The organism is Bacillus sp. F56, assembly GCF_001748205.1.
Taxonomy (GTDB): domain Bacteria; phylum Bacillota; class Bacilli; order Bacillales; family Bacillaceae; genus Bacillus; species Bacillus stercoris.
Genome location: NZ_BDFC01000010.1, coordinates 135,500 through 154,498 on the forward strand (window position 1 = coordinate 135,500; position 18,999 = coordinate 154,498).

The following is an 18,999-nucleotide window of genomic DNA, read 5'->3' on the forward strand; positions in this document are numbered from 1 at the left end:
AATGCCGGGCTTTTCCTTCGATACGGCGAACAAAAAAGAAAAGCATGTGACATTTTCGTCACACGCTTATGACCCGTTCAAATTGATTCCGTTTCGGAAAGGTTAATGTAAAAACTGTCCCCGCACCGAACTCCGACTCAACATCAACATGAATCAATAACGGCGCCGCTGCTTTTTTCACCAAGTACAGCCCCATGCCAGTGGACGCTTGATTATGGTGATCTGTTGTGGATGTAAACCCTTTATCAAAAATACGCGGTACATCCTTTGGATCAATGCCCCTGCCACAGTCTTTCACTTGGAGCTGCGTCTGTTCCCCTTTTTGAAAGCTTTTGATCTCAATTTCAGAGGCTTCGCTGTATTTCACCGCATTTGTCAGCAGCTGCCTGATGATAAACGCCAGCCATTTTGCATCACTCAGCACTTCTTCGGCCTCAAGCTGTATGTCAAAACCGACCCCTTTTTGGATACACCACGATTGTAAATCTTTGATTTCCTTGAAAATCAAAGGCTGAAGCTGAATAAATTCTACAGACAGATCGTTTTCAATAAATGAAATGCGTTTTTGATGAAGCTGTTGATCAAGAAGCAGGTGAATACGCAGCCATTCATATGACAGCTGGGATTTCAAAGCTTTTTCTTCCATTCTGTCAATGATTAAATGCATTGCTGTTAATGGGGTTTTGACCTCATGAATCCATGCCATTAGCTCATCCTTTTCATTTTCCAATGCTAAGCGATGCTGTGTTGCAGTCTGCTTCAAGTGTTTCGTTTGCCCGGTAATGCTTCTGTCAACGATTGCTTCAAATGGCGTTTCCGGTTCATTTATGGCAGTCACATCGAGATTGTTTTCCCATGTTTTCAGGCTTTTATAAAACGCGGTTTCTTTCCGATAGCGGAACCAAAGGAATATAACAAAAAACAAGATGCACAAATACACCATATAAAGCACATTTCCAAATGATATGAAAGGATCAACAAAAGCTACGACCAGCATTAAAACCTGCTGAAACAAAAACGCTGCAATCCAGCTTCGCCTTTCGGTAAGGAATGCTTTAATCATAGAACTGATCCTCTTCCTTCGCGATGTAGCCCTGGCCCACCTTTGTCTCGATATATGCGCCAAGCTGGAGGGCGTCCAGTTTTTTTCGCAGGCGATTGACATTGACGGTCAGCGTATTATCACTTACAAAACGCTCATCGTTCCACAAGTTTCTGATCAGCTCTTCCCGGCTGACGATCTTGTTTTTTTGCTCTATTAATTGTTTAAGAATGAACATCTCATTTTTGGTCAGTTCAACAGATCCTTTGTCATTGCTGACGAGATTCTGCTCCGCGTCTACAGCAGCGCCGCACCACGTTTTAATCGCGCTCGGCTCCGTATTATAATGGTGCACACGCCGGAACATCGCTTGGATTTTCGCGATCAGCACATCAAAATGAAACGGCTTTTGAATAAAGTCATCTGCCCCGAGCTGCATGGACATCACCATATCTGCAGGATGATCTCTGGAGGATAAAAAGAGAATCGGAACATTTGACCGGGAGCGGATCAGCCGGCACCAATGAAAGCCGTCAAATTTAGGCAGCTGTACATCAATAATGACACAATCAGGATTAACTGCCGCAAATTCCTGCAGCACTTGACTGAAATCCTGAATGCCATATACATCATAGGACCATCCCGTTAAACGATCCTTGATTTCCTGAAACAGCGATTCATCATCTTCAATCAGCAAAAGTTTAAACAATCGACTCACCGCACTTTTTCCTTTTTTATCAAGTGTATAGCAAAACGCCATCATGCGCTATAGAGAAAGCCGGCTGTCTCAGCCGGCTCGTTTGCATTATAATTCTCTTCTCAACGCTGTCAGCACGTTGGTTTTGGTTGCTTTTCTAGCCGGATTCATTCCGGAAATGACTGCGACCCCTCCGCAAATCACAACGGCAATGATCACAAGGCTCGCCGGTATGTAGGAGAATGTGTAATTCAAATCGCCCGCATCGCTTCCGCTTGTCGCCGCGAGAATCATCGGCACGGCCAGGTTGACAAGGTAGCTCACGCCGTAGGAAATGATAATTCCAATCACACAGCCTAAAATCCCGATATACGCGCTTTCCATCAGGAACATTCGGCGAATGATAGACGGACTCGCCCCAATCGCTTTCATAATGCCAATCTCCTGCGTTCTCTCTGTCACCGCCATCGTCATCGTGTTAAAAATGCCGATCGCTGAAATAATAACTGCGATACATCCGACAAAGATCAGTCCGATTTTGAAGACCATGAAGAAGGTGTTGGCTCCCTCAAGCTCGGTAGTCACTGATGTGACATAGTATCCGTCATCTGTTAGATCCTTTGTCAGCTGTTCCACGTTCTCAAATTTATCAGCAAAAACGCCAATGTTCGTTTCAACGTTCCCGCCTTTAAAATCTAAGAATTCCGAAAAATCTTTTTTGAATTGATCACTGATGAAAATGTTTGAGTCCTCCATCCAGTCTTGAGATGGTTTTTTTGTAATACCGACAATTTTAAAGTCATATGTTTTTGTTTTTGTAACATCCCCTGTTTTAGGATCTGTCTTCGATACACTTAGTTCAATCGTCTTGTTCAGAATGTCTTTCGTATAGCCTTTTGGTTCTTTTATATCTTCTGGATTGCCTTTTGCCTCTTCGATTTTTTTGTTATATTCTTCCGATTCTTTTTTCGTCAATAATCTCTTTGCGAAGTCGTATCCTACTACGATTTCATTTTCCGACTTTGCGACTCTTCCCTTTTCCAATTCCATATTGGCCTTTAATTCATCATTCATATTAGTAAAAATGAGATTTGAGCTTTCATTTGTGCGATTGCCTAAAGTAGCTTTGTTTGGTTCATATACTTGCGTTCTTTCGACAACTGACCTTACGTGATCATACTTCTCTAAATCAGCTTTTTTAATCGGCTTGTCTCCTTCATTGCCCATTACACTGACTTTCGTTACAATCTGCTGGCTCATTGTCATATCTGTAATCGTCTTTTGAATCCCAAATCCAACCGACGACAGCACAACCAAAAACGCACACGCCATTGTTGTCGCAAGAATCGTCATAAAGACGCGAAGCCTGTTTTTCTTCATATTTCTTCTGATAAAATGAACCTGATCCTTAAACCTCAACGGTAATTCCCCCTTTTAGCACACCATCATGGAGCTGAAATTTTGAATGCCCGATAGAAGCGACCTCATCATCGTGAGTAATGATCACAAATGTAATGCCACGCTCGCGATTCAGCTGCTGGATCAATTCCAGCACTTCATGTTCCGTTTCCGAATCAAGGCTTCCCGTCGGCTCATCCGCTAAGATAATTGAAGGATTTAAAATCAACGCTCGAGCAATACTGACACGCTGCTGCTGGCCGCCTGACAGTTCATTCGGATAATGAGCGGCGTGGTTTTCCAGACCGACGCGTTTCAGCATGTCCTGCACCTTTTGTTTCCGCTCAGAAGGCTTGATTCCTTTTAACGCCAACGGCATTTCAACATTCTCATACGTCGTTAAACCCGGGATGAGCTGAAAGCTTTGGAAAATAAACCCGAAATGGTCAAGCCGAAATTGCGCCCATTCCTTTTCATTAAACCCCGTAACATCAGTGCCATTAATGACAATCCGCCCTTTTGTCGGCGATATGTAGCCGGAAATCAAATTCAAAAGCGTTGATTTCCCTGATCCGCTTCGCCCGACAATACAGGCGATTTCCCCTTTCGCCACACGTAATGAAACATCCTTCAATACTGGAACTTCATTCTCACGGCCCTTTTTTCCGATCGTGAAAGAATGGTCGATATGCTGAACATCTATCATATGTTCTCTCTCCCTTACAAAAGTTTTGTTTTTTTATAAATCGCAAAATAACTAATCAAGAAACCGATTACCGCGCCGGCAGCCATGCCAATGAGATAGCCTGCAAAGCTTTCGCTGGCAGAAAATCCAAAGTACCCAAAACCCATGATTCCTATGATAATAACGATGATCTGCACCGGACGGTCAAGCGGCTTCCATAAGAAGAAGTACCCGTTTCTTTCATTAGATAGTTTGACAAAACTAATATAGCCGATGATGTAGAAGATGATAGTCATGATAGCCGGAATCACTAAATAATATGGTGAATTCTCAGCCCATTTCGCGTCTACATAGATTATCGGAATGAAATACTGCACCCATTTGGGTACTGGACCATGGATAAAATCTATTGATCCGCCAAAAAGGATCTCAAGGTTGATCGCAGGCAGGCTGATGAGCAAAAATGGCGAAATGGCCACGGTAAATGAGACCAAAAGCTGGGCAAAAATATTGCCTGTCAGAGCTCCACCCGCCATAACAAGCGAATAAGCCAGCATGCTGACAATGATCATCCCAAGGCTGTAATTGTGAAAATAAACGGCCTGATCTGGCTTCAAAAGCATGATCAGCAAAACAGACAAAACATAACCGATGAGCTGCGGCACCACAATCACCATTCCGCCGGTAAGGAACTTCGCATGAAATATCTGCCCTCGTGTATATGGAAGGCTTAAAGTAAAATCAAAGAAGCTCTTGCTACGTTCAATCCCAAGCTGGCTGACTGCCAAAACGACTCCCCAAATCCAAAAAAATGAGATAAATGTGCCGTTTAAATAATCAACACTGAATACGCAGGGACCAACCCAATTTTCTTTTGAGGTGACACAGCCTTGATAGATGAGATACATATTGAAAATCGATAAAGGATTACCTAGTATAAAAACCAAAATGGTGATAACTAAGGCGACTTTATTTTGTTTCCACTCCTTATAAAGCAGACCGGAATCCGGCATTTTACTTCCCTCCGAACTTTAAACCGTTATCTTAATGTCTTACTTTTTTAAAGATGGAAAAATAACTGATCAAAAATCCTACAATTCCTCCGATAATCATTCCGATAATGTAACCCGCTATGGATTCACCAGCAGAATGCCCCACTATACCAAAACCTAGGATTCCTAACACGATGACAAGGATTTGAATAGGTCGATCTAATGTTTTCCATAAGAAAAAGTATCCATTACGCTCATTATGATGTTTTATAAAACTGATATAACCAATGAAATAAAAGAGAATACTCATCACTGCAGGGATTAATAATAAATATTTACTTTCCGCCACCCAACTTGAATCCACATAAGCAATTGGGGAAAAGTTCATCAAATTATTTTCAAAATCGAAGTAATATTCAACGTTAGGAATTAGTCTCCAAACTTGAACCCCTGAGATAATCTCTATATTAGAAAATGGCAATACGATAATCAAATATGGCAATACAGAAGTTGCAAAAGCTGTCAACAACTGAGCAAAAGCGTTTCCAGCTAACGACCCAGCGGCCATTACTAATGAGTAAAACATAATGCTAGTGATCATAACACCAATGCTTCCATGTTCAAAAAAGTTTACTTGTTCAGGTTTTAAGAAAAGAATCAGCAGCCATGCCAATAAAAATCCGATCAATTGTGAAAGCACAATAACAACGGCGCCTAGCCAAAATTTCGTTTGAAAGATTTGGCTTCTTTTATATGGAAGACCTAACAAAAAGTCCATCGTACCTCTCGAACGTTCAAGCCCGACCAAACATACTGCCAGTATAATCCCTATCACCCAATTGATTTGAATCATGCTGTCTATGTGGTAATCCACAAAAAATACACACAGTTTTGGGTCTGAATGTGCTAGGCATGACTCGTTTAAAGAATATGAGTGATAAATCGTTAAAGGATTTGCCAGCACTAAAAACACAATACTCAGCAAAATCACCACTTGATTCTGCTTCCACTCTCGATAGAGGAGACCTCGGTCTACCATCTCCGCTTCCCTCCAAACTTCGCAATGAACACTTCTTCTAAGTTGACAGGAAGCTCATTCCATACTTTCGGCTTCAGCTCTCTCAAAAAGCTCTTTTTCTCCTCATCGCTTTTCGGAATCAGCACCGTATAGAACACACCAGCCTGATCGAGCATCGGAATGTTTTGCTCCCTGATCGCCAGATTGACATCTGTGTCAAACGCCATTTGAATTTTGATGTATTCTTCTTTTAATTCATCAAGATCCATTACATTTGTCAGCCTGTTATCTTCGAGAAAACCAATTCGGTTGCACATCCGCTCTATGTCCTCAAGCCGGTGGGAAGTGATCAGGATGCTCGTATCACGCTCCGCCACTTCATCGACCATCAGCTGCAGCACATCATGCCTTGTCACCGCGTCTATTCCATCCGTCGGCTCATCAAGGAGGATCAGCGCCGGTCTCGCCGCAAACGACAGAACGAGCGATAGCTGTTTTTTTAAGCCCGTCGACAGCTCGCGGTATTTTTTCGTTTCCGGAATTTCGTATCTGTTCATCAGCTCATTCGCGTACGTGACATCAAATTTCGGATAGATTCTTCTCAAAATATCGACTAACTGCTTGTATGTATACTTATCGTAAAATGGATTTTGAACAGGCATGTAGATGATATTTTGTTTGACTTTCGGATGCTTTTTGATTTCTACGCCGTCAAATAAAATTGTCCCGCTGTCTGCGAAAATGATTTGCTGGATTAAACGGAGCATCGTCGTTTTTCCTGATCCATTGCGTCCAAGCAATCCGAAGATTTCTCCTTTTTCGATTGTTAATGAAACATCTTTTAACACTTGATTGCCGTCAATCGTTTTTGACAGCTGCCGCAGTTCAATCATTTTTCTTTGCCTCCCTTCACATCAGCGCTGATTTCCTTTATCCATTCTTGCAGTTTTTCCAGCTCAACCCCTGCATAGTGTGCATCGATGATGAGCTGTTTGAGTTGCTCTTTAATCATCGTCATCTTCCCTTCAACCAGTGTCGTTTTTGCATTCTCCGATATATAGGTTCCTCTGCCCCGCAGCGTCTCAATAATCCCCTCTCGTTCAAGCTCTTTGTACGCTTTGCTGACAGTGTTCGGATTCGCAATAATGATCGTCGCCAATTCTCTGACAGAAGGAAGCTTATCACCAGGCTTCATGATCCCTTTCAAACAAAGCTCTTTCATTTGCTGAATAATTTGTTCGTAAATGGGTGTTGAGCTTCTTGGATCGATTTGAATCATTTACTTCCCTACTTTCTATACGATCTGAACCTTTTACAGATAAAAATGATCAATGATACTTTTTTGCCATTCAAAACCGATCATCACGAGAACAAGAAAAAAAGAACAAGCGATCACAGATGCCGCAATCAGCATCGGCACGTTACGTTTGTTTCGTTTTTTATGTTTCATAACTGCCTCCCTTAATTTCAATATATAATGGTGTTACATCAGTGTCTATAGTGTATTACTTCAATTAGTACACTTAATACAATAAATACTTTGGCACTTAAAGTCAATCCTTTTTTTACAAAAAAACGGACCCTTATGAAAAGGGTCCGTTTCCTACACATCAAGAGGGTGCTGCAGGATCATATTATTTTGCAAAGCTTGAAGCTGAAGCCTCATTCTATACAGCTGTTCTCTCTGCTGATCATTTGACGACAGCCATAGCTTATTCAAGGCATTTACCGCATCTTCAAGCTGCATTTGGGCATCACTATATTCTTGATCATTATAATGCTCTTGTTTAGAAGCGATTTTCAGCTGTTCTTCAGCATAATCATACGCCTGCATACATTGCTGGAGATGTTCATCTACTGATTGTCTTGTTGCCACAGTAACCCCTCCTCTTGGTAATGGAAGTCATCCATCATTCTTATTGTAGCCTCATCTGACTTTGTTCAATAAAGTAATTTATGGTCGATATTCATTTGTTCTCTTGTGAAATGCGTGCTACAATTTTAGGATGCAATCGTACGCAAGGAGGCACATGAATTGTAATGCAGAACAATCCTTTTCCTTATTCAAATACGGAAAAACGCTATCATACATTGAATTATCATCTTAGAGATCATTTCGGCCATAAGGTGTTTAAAGTGGCGCTTGACGGCGGCTTTGACTGTCCAAACCGGGACGGCACCGTTGCCCACGGAGGCTGTACTTTTTGCAGCGCCGCAGGCTCCGGTGATTTCGCCGGGAACCGGGCCGATGATTTAATAACGCAATTCCATGACATCAAAAACCGCATGCACGAAAAATGGAAGGATGGCAAATACATCGCTTATTTTCAGGCTTTCACAAACACTCACGCCCCGGTTGAGGTGCTTCGTGAGAAATTCGAATCTGTCCTCGCCTTAGATGATGTGGTCGGCATTTCGATCGCCACACGCCCGGACTGTCTGCCTGATGATGTCGTGGACTACTTGGCAGAGCTGAATGAACGCACGTATTTGTGGGTGGAGCTTGGGCTTCAAACGGTTCATGAACGGACTGCACTTCTGATCAACCGCGCACATGATTTTAACTGCTATGTGGAAGGCGTCAATAAATTAAGAAAACACGGCATACGTGTCTGCTCGCATATTATCAACGGACTGCCTTTGGAAGACCGGGACATGATGATGGAAACGGCAAAGGCTGTCGCAGATTTGGACGTCCAAGGCATTAAAATCCATCTGCTTCACCTACTGAAAGGCACGCCGATGGTCAAGCAATATGAAAAGGGAAAGCTGGAATTCCTTTCTCAAGATGATTATGTGCAGCTCGTCTGCGATCAGCTTGAGATCATTCCGCCGGAAATGATCGTCCACCGCATTACAGGTGATGGACCGATTGAGTTGATGATCGGGCCAATGTGGAGCGTCAACAAATGGGAAGTGCTTGGCGCCATTAATAAAGAACTGGAAAATCGAGGCAGCTATCAAGGAAAGTTCTTTCAGCGGCTTGAGGAGGAATCAGCGCTATGATATTGAAGAAAATTCTTCCTTACAGCAAAGAACTGCTGAAAATGGCCGCGGGAGAAGGAGATATCGTTGTAGATGCAACGATGGGCAACGGACATGATACACAGTTTTTAGCGGAGCTTGTCGGTCAAAACGGCCACGTGTACGCTTTTGACATTCAAGAATCAGCCGTGGCCAATACACAGGAACGGCTCGGTGAGACTTATCAAGCGCGAACAACATTATTTCACAAAAGCCATGACAAAATCGCTGAATCCCTTCCGCCTGAAACACATGGCAAAGTGGCGGCCGCGGTATTTAACCTCGGTTATTTGCCGGGCGGGGACAAATCAATTACAACAAACGGCAGTTCTACGATCAAAGCAATTGAACAGCTTCTCAGCATCATGAAAGACGAAGGCCTGATCGTTCTCGTCGTCTATCACGGCCACCCGGAAGGCAAAGCGGAAAAAAATGATGTGCTTGAGTTTTGCCGGGACTTGGACCAGCAAACAGCCCGTGTATTAACATACGGATTTATCAATCAGCAAAATGACCCGCCATTTATTGTCGCCATCGAAAAAAAAGCTCAGATCAGCAAATGATTTGAGCTTTTTTCTTTGAGTTTTTCATCCAGGACATTTTTTGAAATTTCCGGTAGGCTCTGCCGTTGATATAAAAGAAAAAGGAAGTTTTTCCGCTGGCTTTGATCAGCTTCCTTGCGAGCCGGCCCATTTCCTTTTGGCCCGCCACTTTATCATCCGACAAATAAACGCCAAGCAAGCCTCGATTGATTAAACGATGGAAGTTTTCATGCGGAATGCCTTGTAAATGCTCGTCGGCTTTATGGATAAAGTGTTCAAGCCGATTCATCATCTCTTCATGAGACTGATAATACGAGCAGAAATTCAAGTCTCCTTCCAGCAAGTCCTCCTCTTGATCAATCAAATAATCAAGCAGAATGTGAAGGCCCTGTATGTAAGGAAAATAACTGTCGCGGATTTTTTTAGCGGTGCTTTCTGTGAAATCAGGCTGGAACGAATACGCAACTAGACAGAAAATGCCTAACGTTGAACCTGCACAGGCTGAAAATTCATACCACTCCATCTCAGGGAGCTCTGATTCATATTGAGTAAACCACTTTTCAAGCCGCGGAACACGTTCATGCTCAATGACATGCTTATGCACCTGCAAATCGCAATAATAGCCGCACAGTTCAAGCAGATAAGGTTTAATCATGTCATAGTGCTCAATGGAGCCGAGAACACGCTGGCACGTTTTGACCAGTTCATGCAAATATCCGCTGTCATCCTGTTCTTCTCTGAATTGATAATAGTTTTGCAGTTCAGCCCCCACTGTCAGTGCGTCCTGCATTGAGGCATGAAGCATCCGAAAGTCCTGCGGGTCAAGTGAGGTGCTGCGGTCACACAGATTGTCCAAATAATCACTAATCGTTTGATACGCGATGATAAACTCGACACATTTCTGTTTTTGGCTGCCTGACAATAAAGCCAGTATTCCGCCGCCTTCACAGTGAAACGTTTTGTCTCGAATACTTGCGGTTGCCTGCGCTTTTAACTCACTGTTATGAATCGATTCTGATTTTTGCTTCCATATGTCCAGCTCTTGATGAACGAGCGGAAAAATATCTCGATATACCTTTGCCATCAATCCAAAAGGATGTTCCGGTACTGTCAACACATGCACCCCCAACTAGTTCAAATATATTGATCAGTAAACGCTCTTGCTGCTTTAAAGACATCTTCTCTTTCGGGTTCATTAAAGATCTCATGATAAAGCCCTTCCCACTCTCTGTACGCTTTATTATGAGAAGCAACGCCATTAAACCACTTGATGACCATCGTTTTATCAACAAGCTTGTCATCACCGGCCTGCATCACAAGAAGCGGCACTTTCAAAAATGCATCTGTCGGCACCATCGCTGACTCAATTGTCTTTAAAAGCTCTCTGTACCATCTGACAGAAACTTTCCTGACGTATAACGAATCATTTTGGTCAGCCTCGATGACATCCTCATTGCGCGTCGCCATATCAATCGATAATCCCGAATCAACCTTAAGCGACGGAGCGATGACATTCAGGCCTCTTGATGCAAGGTCAAGCGCTTTATTGACTTTAATTTGCAGTCCGAGACACGGTGATGATAAAATAATTCCCGTAATGCGGGGATTTCTTTGTTGTTTAAACCATTCAATCGCGACCAGACCGCCCATGCTGTGACCTAAAAGAAAAACCGGCATATCAAAGGTTCGCGCTTTATCAATCCAAGCATCTACTTCATCAATGTATTCTTGAAAAGAGCGAATATGCCCTCTTGCCCTTGTCGTTGTTCCCTGTCCAGGCAAATCGCCCATGACAACGTGATAACCCGAAGATCGCCACATTTCAATCAGCCATTTATATCGTCCGTGATATTCACTTGCCCCGTGAATGATTACAATCACTGCAACAGGTCTGTCTGCTTTCCAGGTCCACATGCTCTTCACCTCATACGAAATTTAAATAGAGAAAGAAGGATGAATCTTATGATCTACCCTTATAAGGAACACATGCCAGATATCCACCCAACAGCCTTTATAGCTGACAATGCAACAATTACCGGTGATGTCGTGATCGGAGAACAGTCCAGCGTTTGGTTTTCTGTTGTCATAAGGGGAGATGTTGCGCCGACCAGAATCGGAAACAGAGTCAATATCCAAGATTTAAGCTGCCTCCACCAAAGCCCGAACAAGACGCTGCTCATTGAAGATGACGCCACGATAGGCCATCAGGTTACACTTCACAGCGCTGTCATCCGCAAGAACGCCTTAATCGGCATGGGCTCAATCATTTTAGACGGAGCCGAAATTGGCGAAGGCGCCTTTATTGGTGCCGGCAGTCTGGTCCCGCCCGGAAAAATTATTCCGCCTGGCCATCTCGCCTTCGGCCGTCCTGCAAAAGTCATCCGCCCTTTGACGGAAGAAGACCGAAAAGATATGCAAAGAATACGGTCAGAATATGTAGAAAAGGGCCAATATTATAAATCACTTCAACAAACATAAGACCTGCTTCGTCTTACTTTACCATTTTTCAAATTATATTTGAAAGCAATAACCATCGTTAACCCGGACGTCATGATAGTTCGGGTTTCAATTTTTCCATAAAACGTTCACATGTCGCATTAAACATATAAACGTATGACTTTTATCTTATCACAAAACTGTAAACAGCCTCTGCAAAAACACATACCTATTCTTTCCTGTTCTCTATTTTCTATGAGCACACAAAAAGAGCCCACTGGGAGCTCTTTTTGTCAGCTGATATTTCGTTCACTGTCATTAGCCGCATTTTTTTTATGAAAACCTTTTCCATAGTACACGGCAAGCAAGATGAGAAACCATATCGGCCCGATAATCACGGCTACTCTTGTATCAGGGCTGTAAGCCATAAGAATGACGACGAATGCCAGAAATGCCAATGACACATAAGACGTAAACGGAAAGAAAGGCATTTTATACTTTAAGTGTTTCTTTTCTTCGGGCTTCAAACTTTTCCTGTATTTGATTTGAGAAAGCAAAATGATTGCCCACGTCCAAATCGCTCCGAACGTCGCAATACTTGTAACCCAAGTAAATACCTTCGCAGGGACAACGTAGTTTAACAGCACTCCGACTAATAAAGCGCCCGCTGAAGCCAGAACAGCTTTACCCGGGATGCCGCCTTTCGTCAGCTGACCGTATGCTTGTGGCGCCTCTTTCTGTTCCGCCAAGTTAAACAGCATCCGCCCTGTGCTGAAAATACCGCTGTTGCATGAAGACAGCGCGGCTGTCAACACGACAAAGTTAATGATGCCTGCAGCCGATGGAATGCCCACTTTTTGGAACGTGAGAACAAATGGGCTTCCCTGGGAGCCAATTTCCTGCCACGGATAAATAGACATAATGACAAATAAAGCGCCTACATAAAAAATCAAAATCCGCCAAAATACTGTATCGATTGCTTTGGCTAACGATTTTTGCGGGTTTTTCACTTCGCCAGCCGTCACCCCGATCATTTCAATCCCTAAATAGGCGAACATCACCATTTGAAGCGACAATAAAACCCCTTTTATTCCATGAGGGAAAAATCCTCCGTTATTCCATAAATTGCTGATTCCGGTTGCAATGCCCCCATTGCCGACTCCTGCAATAATCATCAATAAACCGACAGCAATCATAGATAGGATCGCGACAATTTTAATCAATGCGAACCAAAATTCCAGCTCGCCGTAAGCTTTGACAGCCAGGAAATTAACACCCGTCATAATGATCAGCGCCGATAATGCCCAAATCCAGTTTGGCACATCAGGAAACCAGAACCCCATATAGATGCCGACAGCAGTAATTTCAGCCATACAGGTGACAACCCATAAAAACCAGTAGTTCCACCCTGTTAAATAGCCTGCAAGCGGTCCCAAATAATCACGCGCATACCTGCTGAAGGAACCGGCAACCGGTTTTTGAATGGCCATTTCCCCAAGCGCTCTCATAATAAAAAACATGACCAGGCCGCTTGCGGCATATGCTACCAAAATACCCGGCCCTGCTAATTGAATAGCTGATGCGGAGCCAAGGAACAACCCCACTCCTATGGCGGCTCCTAAAGACATTAAAGAAATATGCCTTTCTTCGAGTCCGCGATGCAGCTCTTGTTTTTGTTTTTGCATGCTTTCTTCTCCCCTAGAAAAAAATATCATTAAATCATTTTTCTGAATATTGCGTGTGGATTGGGTAAATCAATGATGATGGAGAAATAAAAGGATAATAACAAGGCTTTCGACTAATCGAAAGCCTTGTTGTCTGTTACACAAAGATGACTTCTTTAGGCTGATGGCTCAGCTCTTCAGGCATATACCGTTTTTCAATATTAATGCTGTGCCAGATCATAAAGATCAGTACAGTCCAGATTTTACGGCTGTTATCAGCCTTGTCCGCACAATGGTCTTCAAGAAGCTGAAGGACATAATCCTTATGGATATATGCATCCGTTTGGCTTTCTTGAATAATATTTCGCACCCATTCGTTCATTTCGTTTTTCAGCCAATGACGGATCGGTACAGGGAAACCAAGCTTTTTGCGGTTTAATACGTGCTCAGGCACAATCCCTTCAGCGGCTTTGCGAAGAAGATATTTCGTCGTGCCGTTTTTCGTTTTCAGCTCATCAGGAATTTTTGAAGCGACGTCAAATACGACTTTATCTAAGAACGGCACACGCAGTTCCAAAGAATTTGCCATCGTCATTTTATCCGCTTTTAACAAAATGTCGCCGCGCATCCAAGTGTGGATATCGACATACTGCATTTTGTTGATATCGCTGTACGAGCTGCTTTCTGTAAAGTAAGTCTTCGTCACATCGCGATATGAAAGGTTCGGATTATAATGCTTCAACAGCTGCTTTTTGACAGACTCTTCAAAGATTTTCGCGTTACCGATATAACGATCCTGAAGCGGAGTGCAGCCGCGCTCAAGAAGGCTCTTTCCTCTCATCCCTTCAGGCATCACGGCAGCAACGTGCAGAAGCATTTTTTTCAGGCCGGACGGAATGCGTTCAAATGGTTTGAGCGAAAGCGGTTCACGGTAAATGTTATATCCGCCGAAGAGCTCATCCGCTCCTTCACCTGATAAAGCAACCGTTACATGTTTTTTCGCTTCTTTTGCAACAAAGTACAACGGAATCGCTGCCGGATCAGCAAGCGGGTCATCAAAATGCCATACGATCTTCGGAAGCTCATTCATGTATTCCTCAGGCGAAATGACTTTGCTGATATTTTCAATGCCCAGCGCCGCTGCAGTTTCTTTCGCTACATCGACTTCACTGAAGCCCTGCTGTTCAAAGCCGACTGAGAATGTTTTTAAGCTTGGATGAAATTCCTTCGCAACAGACACAATAAAGGAAGAATCAATTCCGCCAGACAGGAATGAACCGACAGGAACGTCACTTCTCATATGAACGTTTACAGAGTCATAGATCGCGTCTCTGACTTCTTTTACAAGCTTGTCTTCTTCAGTCTGAACCGGCTTGAAGTTCGCTTTGAAATACGTCTTGAATGTGATATCGCCGTCCGGGCGGATTGTGAACTGTGAACCCGGCTCTACTTTTTTCACATGGGCATCAAGCGTGTTTGGTTCAGGAACAAATTGGAAAGACATGTACTGCTGCAATGCCTCTTTGTCTATTTCAATATCATTCTGAGCAACCATTAAACTTTTTCTCTCTGAGGCAAAATAAACCTGATCATTGATCGTTGTGTAGTACAACGGTTTAATGCCGAATGGATCTCTTGCTCCATAAAGCACATGATCGTTTTTATTCCAAATCAGAAAGGCAAACATACCGCGCAGTTTGGACGCCGCTTCTTCTTTATAATGACGGTAAGTCGCAAGAAGAACCTCTGTGTCCGAATCCGTGTTGAATGTGTACCCCTTTGCTTCAAGCTCTTCTCTCAGTTCAATATAGTTATAGATTTCCCCGTTAAAGATAATCCAATATGTTTCATCTTCATATGATAAAGGCTGTCCGCCATTTTCTACATCAATAATGCTGAGACGTCTGAATCCGAATCCGACGTGCTCATCATGGAAATATCCATCACTGTCAGGACCGCGGTGAACGATCATTTGGTTCATTTGTTTGATTAGTTCTTCTTGATCAGCGGTTTGAGCTAACGGATGCTTGTTAAAAACCCCGACAAATCCACACATAGTATTGCCTCCATAATTAAAATTGTCATCATTGAACCCCTATTTATAGACGCTGTGAATAGTATTTGGTTTCACAGTTATGTAAAAAAATAAACATGAATACAACGATAAAAAAGGAAAGCCGCTTAACCAGTAAGCGGCTATAAAATTATTCTCCTAACGCTTCTTTACGCAGCTGCTCCGCTTTGTCTGTACGCTCCCATGGAAGGTCAACATCGTGACGTCCAAAGTGGCCGTACGCAGCAGTTTGTTTGTAGATCGGACGGCGTAAATCAAGCATTTTGATAATGCCGGCAGGTCGTAAATCAAAGTTATTGCGGACAACTTCAATCAGTTTTTCTTCAGAAGCTTTTCCGGAACCGAACGTGTTGATTGAGATTGACACAGGCTGTGCAACACCAATCGCGTAAGCAAGCTGCACTTCGCAAGAATCAGCAAGCTCAGCCGCAACGATGTTTTTCGCAACGTATCTTGCTGCATAAGCCGCAGAACGGTCTACCTTCGTCGCATCCTTTCCTGAGAACGCGCCTCCGCCGTGGCGTGCATAGCCGCCGTACGTATCAACGATGATTTTGCGTCCTGTAAGTCCCGCATCCCCTTGAGGGCCTCCGATTACGAAACGTCCTGTTGGGTTGATGAAATATTTTGTTTCTTCATCAATCAATTCTTTAGGAACAACCGGATTGATGACATGTTCTTTAATGTTGCGCTGAATTTGCTCAAGTGTAATTTCAGGGTGATGCTGAGTTGAAATAACAATCGCGTCAATGCGGACAGGCTTGTTATTTTCATCGTACTCAACAGTTACCTGTGTTTTGCCGTCAGGGCGAAGGTACGGAAGAATATCTTCTTTACGGACTTCACTTAGGCGGCGGGCTAATTTATGAGCAAGTGAAATTGGAAGAGGCATAAGCTCTTTCGTTTCGTTGCACGCATAACCGAACATTAAACCTTGGTCACCAGCACCGATCGCTTCAATTTCTTCTTCGCTCATTGTGCCTTCACGGGCTTCAAGCGCTTGGTCTACACCCATTGCGATATCAGCAGACTGCTCATCAATTGATGTTAAAACCGCACAAGTTTCCGCATCAAATCCGTATTTCGCACGTGTGTATCCGATTTCTTTAATGGTTTGGCGCACTGTTTTCGGAATGTCAACATACGTAGATGTTGTGATCTCTCCGCTGACAAGAACCAAACCAGTTGTCACAGATGTTTCACAAGCAACACGCGCGTTAGGGTCTTTCTTTAAAATTTCATCTAAAATGCTGTCAGAAATCTGGTCACAGATTTTATCTGGATGCCCCTCCGTAACAGATTCTGATGTAAATAAACGACGATTTTTACTCATGATTTGCTTCCTCCTGCACAAGGTCTCCCGATAGACCTTGCATATATGATACGGAACTCGCTCCCTCTTATACAATGTAACGTTATATTAGAGAATGTTAATTGGCATATTTATGAAATAAAAAAACCTTTTCCATCGAGGAAAGGGTTTGGTCTTTGTGCCTTTCACTCTTATCGCTCAAGGAATCATACAACCTTGCAACAGGTTAGCACCTTGGTTGTCTCACTCAGTTCAACATAATAAATAACAGAGAAACCGGTTGCTGGGCTTCATAGGGCCTGTCCCTCCGCCAGCTCGGGATAAGAGTATCCGCTCAATGAAATATCTTATCGTAAAAGGGTTTGCAATGTCAATATGATTCAGAAGAAATAGGCACCTATATTGAGGGAAAACAATGGAAATGCACACACAAAAAATGATAAATAGTATAGACTATTTGAAAATATATGTTATACTAATTCACAATTAGCAAAACACAAAAAACGATAAAGGAAGGTTTCATATGAACTCAGTTGATTTGACCGCTGATTTACAAGCCTTATTAACAAGTCCAAATGTGCGTCATAATTTATCAGCAGCACAGCTAACAGAAAAAGTACTCTCCCGAAACGAAGGCATTTTAACATCCACGGGTGCTGTTCGCGCGACAACAGGCGCTTACACAGGACGTTCACCTAAAGATAAATTCATCGTGGAGGAAGAAAGCACGAAAAATAAGATCGATTGGGGCCCGGTGAATCAGCCGATTTCAGAAGAAGCGTTTGATCGGCTTTATACGAAAGTTGTCAGCTACCTGAAACAGCGAGATGAGCTGTTTGTTTTCGAAGGATTTGCCGGAGCAGACGAGAAATACAGGCTGCCGATCACTGTCGTAAATGAGTTCGCATGGCACAATTTATTTGCGCGGCAGCTGTTCATCCGTCCGGAAGGCAATGATAAGAAAACAGTTGAGCAGCCGTTCACCATTCTTTCTGCTCCGCATTTCAAAGCGGACCCAAAAACAGACGGCACTCATTCCGAAACGTTTATTATTGTCTCTTTCGAAAAACGGACGATTTTAATCGGGGGAACAGAGTATGCCGGAGAAATGAAGAAGTCCATTTTCTCCATTATGAATTTCCTGCTGCCTGAAAGAGATATTTTATCCATGCACTGCTCCGCCAATGTCGGTGAAAAAGGTGATGTCGCCCTTTTCTTCGGACTGTCAGGAACAGGAAAGACCACTCTTTCAGCCGATGCTGACCGCAAGCTGATCGGTGACGATGAACATGGCTGGTCTGATACAGGCGTCTTTAATATCGAAGGCGGATGCTACGCTAAGTGCATTCACTTAAGCGAGGAGAAGGAACCTCAGATCTTTAACGCAATTCGTTTCGGATCAGTTCTCGAGAATGTCGTTGTTGATGAAGACACACGTGAAGCCAATTATGATGATTCCTTCTATACTGAAAACACGCGGGCAGCTTACCCGATCCATATGATTGATAACATCGTGACTCCAAGCATGGCAGGCCATCCGTCTGCAATTGTATTTTTGACGGCTGATGCCTTTGGAGTCCTGCCGCCGATCAGCAAACTGACGAAGGAACAGGCGATGTACCATTTCTTGAGCGGTTACACGAGCAAGCTTGCCGGAACTGAACGAGGTGTGACGTCACCTGAAACGACGTTCTCCACTTGCTTCGGCTCACCGTTCCTGCCGCTTCCTGCTCACGTCTATGCTGAAATGCTCGGCAAAAAGATCGATGAACACGGCGCAGACGTTTTCTTGGTCAATACCGGCTGGACCGGGGGCGGCTATGGCACTGGCGAACGAATGAAGCTTTCTTACACAAGAGCAATGGTCAAAGCAGCGATTGAAGGTAAATTAGAGGATGCAGAAATCATAACTGACGATATTTTTGGCCTGCACATCCCGGCTCATGTTCCTGGCGTTCCTGATCACATCCTTCAGCCTGAAAACACGTGGGCCAACAAGGAAGAATACAGAGAAAAGGCATTCTACCTTGCAAATGAATTCAAAGAGAATTTTAAAAAGTTCGCACATACAGATGCCATTGCACAGGCAGGCGGCCCTCTCGTTTAAAAAGCAAA

Annotated in this window: 19 protein-coding genes and 1 riboswitch; of the genes, 4 read left to right on the forward strand and 15 right to left on the reverse strand. The window is 43.4% G+C overall.

All coding sequences use genetic code 11. The features are described 5' to 3' along the window. Positions 1-58: 58 nt before the first annotated feature. The 10 genes from bceS to BFW96_RS17675 all read right to left on the reverse strand — a co-directional run bounded on the left by bceS (position 59) and on the right by BFW96_RS17675 (position 7,708). Positions 59-1,063, reverse strand: a complete 1,005-nt coding sequence (bceS, locus tag BFW96_RS17630; RefSeq protein ID WP_069840170.1) for a two-component sensor histidine kinase BceS — start codon at positions 1,061-1,063, stop codon at positions 59-61. Next, entirely contained in the window at positions 1,056-1,751 is a 696-nt protein-coding gene (gene bceR, locus BFW96_RS17635; RefSeq protein ID WP_069840171.1) for a two-component response regulator BceR, read from the reverse strand. Before bceR ends, bceS begins: the two co-directional genes overlap by 8 nt. 96 nt (positions 1,752-1,847) lie before the next feature. Next, positions 1,848-3,158, reverse strand: a complete 1,311-nt coding sequence (gene ytrF / locus BFW96_RS17640; RefSeq protein ID WP_069840172.1) for an ABC transporter permease YtrF — start codon at positions 3,156-3,158, stop codon at positions 1,848-1,850. Beyond that, positions 3,148-3,843, reverse strand: coding sequence for an ABC transporter ATP-binding protein YtrE (gene ytrE, locus BFW96_RS17645; RefSeq protein ID WP_014477726.1), 696 nt, complete (start codon positions 3,841-3,843; stop codon positions 3,148-3,150). Before ytrE ends, ytrF begins: the two co-directional genes overlap by 11 nt. A gap of 14 nt (positions 3,844-3,857) precedes the next feature. Continuing rightward, on the reverse strand, positions 3,858-4,835 hold the full coding sequence (gene ytrD, locus BFW96_RS17650; protein WP_069840173.1) for an ABC transporter permease YtrD: 978 nt from the start codon (positions 4,833-4,835) through the stop codon (positions 3,858-3,860). 31 nt (positions 4,836-4,866) lie between these two features. Then, positions 4,867-5,853 (reverse strand): ABC transporter permease subunit, encoded by a 987-nt coding sequence (locus BFW96_RS17655; protein ID WP_069840174.1) that lies wholly within the window; start codon positions 5,851-5,853, stop codon positions 4,867-4,869. Then, positions 5,847-6,725: an ABC transporter ATP-binding protein YtrB gene (gene ytrB, locus BFW96_RS17660; RefSeq protein ID WP_024572828.1), complete on the reverse strand. Its 879-nt coding sequence runs from the start codon at positions 6,723-6,725 to the stop codon at positions 5,847-5,849. Before ytrB ends, BFW96_RS17655 begins: the two co-directional genes overlap by 7 nt. Continuing rightward, positions 6,722-7,111, reverse strand: a complete 390-nt coding sequence (gene ytrA / locus BFW96_RS17665) for a GntR family transcriptional regulator YtrA (RefSeq protein ID WP_014665072.1) — start codon at positions 7,109-7,111, stop codon at positions 6,722-6,724. Before ytrA ends, ytrB begins: the two co-directional genes overlap by 4 nt. A gap of 33 nt (positions 7,112-7,144) precedes the next feature. Continuing rightward, positions 7,145-7,282, reverse strand: coding sequence for a hypothetical protein (locus BFW96_RS21585; protein ID WP_003229119.1), 138 nt, complete (start codon positions 7,280-7,282; stop codon positions 7,145-7,147). A 153-nt stretch (positions 7,283-7,435) separates the two neighbouring features. Further along, positions 7,436-7,708 carry a YtzC family protein gene (locus BFW96_RS17675; RefSeq protein ID WP_014665073.1) on the reverse strand — a complete coding sequence of 91 codons (273 nt, stop codon included), beginning with the start codon at positions 7,706-7,708 and terminating at the stop codon, positions 7,436-7,438. A gap of 164 nt (positions 7,709-7,872) precedes the next feature. On the opposite strand from BFW96_RS17675, the gene mnmL reads away from it, so the two are divergent. Further along, a complete protein-coding gene (mnmL, locus tag BFW96_RS17680) occupies positions 7,873-8,838 on the forward strand; it encodes a tRNA modification radical SAM protein MnmL/YtqA (protein WP_069840175.1) in 966 nt (321 codons plus the stop codon). Then, complete coding sequence (gene mnmM, locus BFW96_RS17685) at positions 8,835-9,419, forward strand: tRNA 5-(aminomethyl)-2-thiouridylate-methyltransferase MnmM (RefSeq protein ID WP_069840176.1); 585 nt, start codon at positions 8,835-8,837, stop codon at positions 9,417-9,419. The genes mnmL and mnmM overlap by 4 nt, the downstream gene beginning before the upstream one ends. On the opposite strand, the gene tbcS is transcribed toward mnmM, so the two are convergent. Further along, the gene (tbcS, locus tag BFW96_RS17690; protein WP_040082058.1) at positions 9,409-10,512 is read right to left on the reverse strand and encodes a tetraprenyl-beta-curcumene synthase; all 1,104 of its coding nucleotides are present in this window, start codon (positions 10,510-10,512) and stop codon (positions 9,409-9,411) included. The two genes, mnmM and tbcS, sit on opposite strands and share 11 nt — an antisense overlap. Positions 10,513-10,532: 20 nt before the next feature. After that, positions 10,533-11,312 carry a phospholipase YtpA gene (ytpA, locus tag BFW96_RS17695; protein ID WP_040082057.1) on the reverse strand — a complete coding sequence of 260 codons (780 nt, stop codon included), beginning with the start codon at positions 11,310-11,312 and terminating at the stop codon, positions 10,533-10,535. A gap of 48 nt (positions 11,313-11,360) precedes the next feature. Here ytpA and BFW96_RS17700 point away from each other — a divergent pair, with 48 nt between their 5' ends. Beyond that, positions 11,361-11,876, forward strand: a complete 516-nt coding sequence (locus BFW96_RS17700) for a gamma carbonic anhydrase (RefSeq protein WP_040082055.1) — start codon at positions 11,361-11,363, stop codon at positions 11,874-11,876. 251 nt (positions 11,877-12,127) lie between these two features. Here the strand turns inward: BFW96_RS17700 and alaP are convergent, their stop codons facing one another. From alaP to metK, 3 genes are all read right to left on the reverse strand, one after another. Next, positions 12,128-13,519: an alanine permease AlaP gene (alaP, locus tag BFW96_RS17705; protein ID WP_014665079.1), complete on the reverse strand. Its 1,392-nt coding sequence runs from the start codon at positions 13,517-13,519 to the stop codon at positions 12,128-12,130. 136 nt (positions 13,520-13,655) lie between these two features. Continuing rightward, positions 13,656-15,554, reverse strand: coding sequence for an asparagine synthase (glutamine-hydrolyzing) (asnB, locus tag BFW96_RS17710; RefSeq protein WP_014665080.1), 1,899 nt, complete (start codon positions 15,552-15,554; stop codon positions 13,656-13,658). A gap of 148 nt (positions 15,555-15,702) precedes the next feature. Further along, positions 15,703-16,905 carry a methionine adenosyltransferase gene (gene metK / locus BFW96_RS17715; RefSeq protein WP_014665081.1) on the reverse strand — a complete coding sequence of 401 codons (1,203 nt, stop codon included), beginning with the start codon at positions 16,903-16,905 and terminating at the stop codon, positions 15,703-15,705. Positions 16,906-17,072: 167 nt separating this feature from the next. Then, positions 17,073-17,211: riboswitch (SAM riboswitch) on the reverse strand. 196 nt (positions 17,212-17,407) lie between these two features. On the opposite strand from metK, the gene pckA reads away from it, so the two are divergent. Next, complete coding sequence (gene pckA / locus BFW96_RS17720; protein ID WP_014665082.1) at positions 17,408-18,991, forward strand: phosphoenolpyruvate carboxykinase (ATP); 1,584 nt, start codon at positions 17,408-17,410, stop codon at positions 18,989-18,991. Positions 18,992-18,999: the final 8 nt, after the last annotated feature.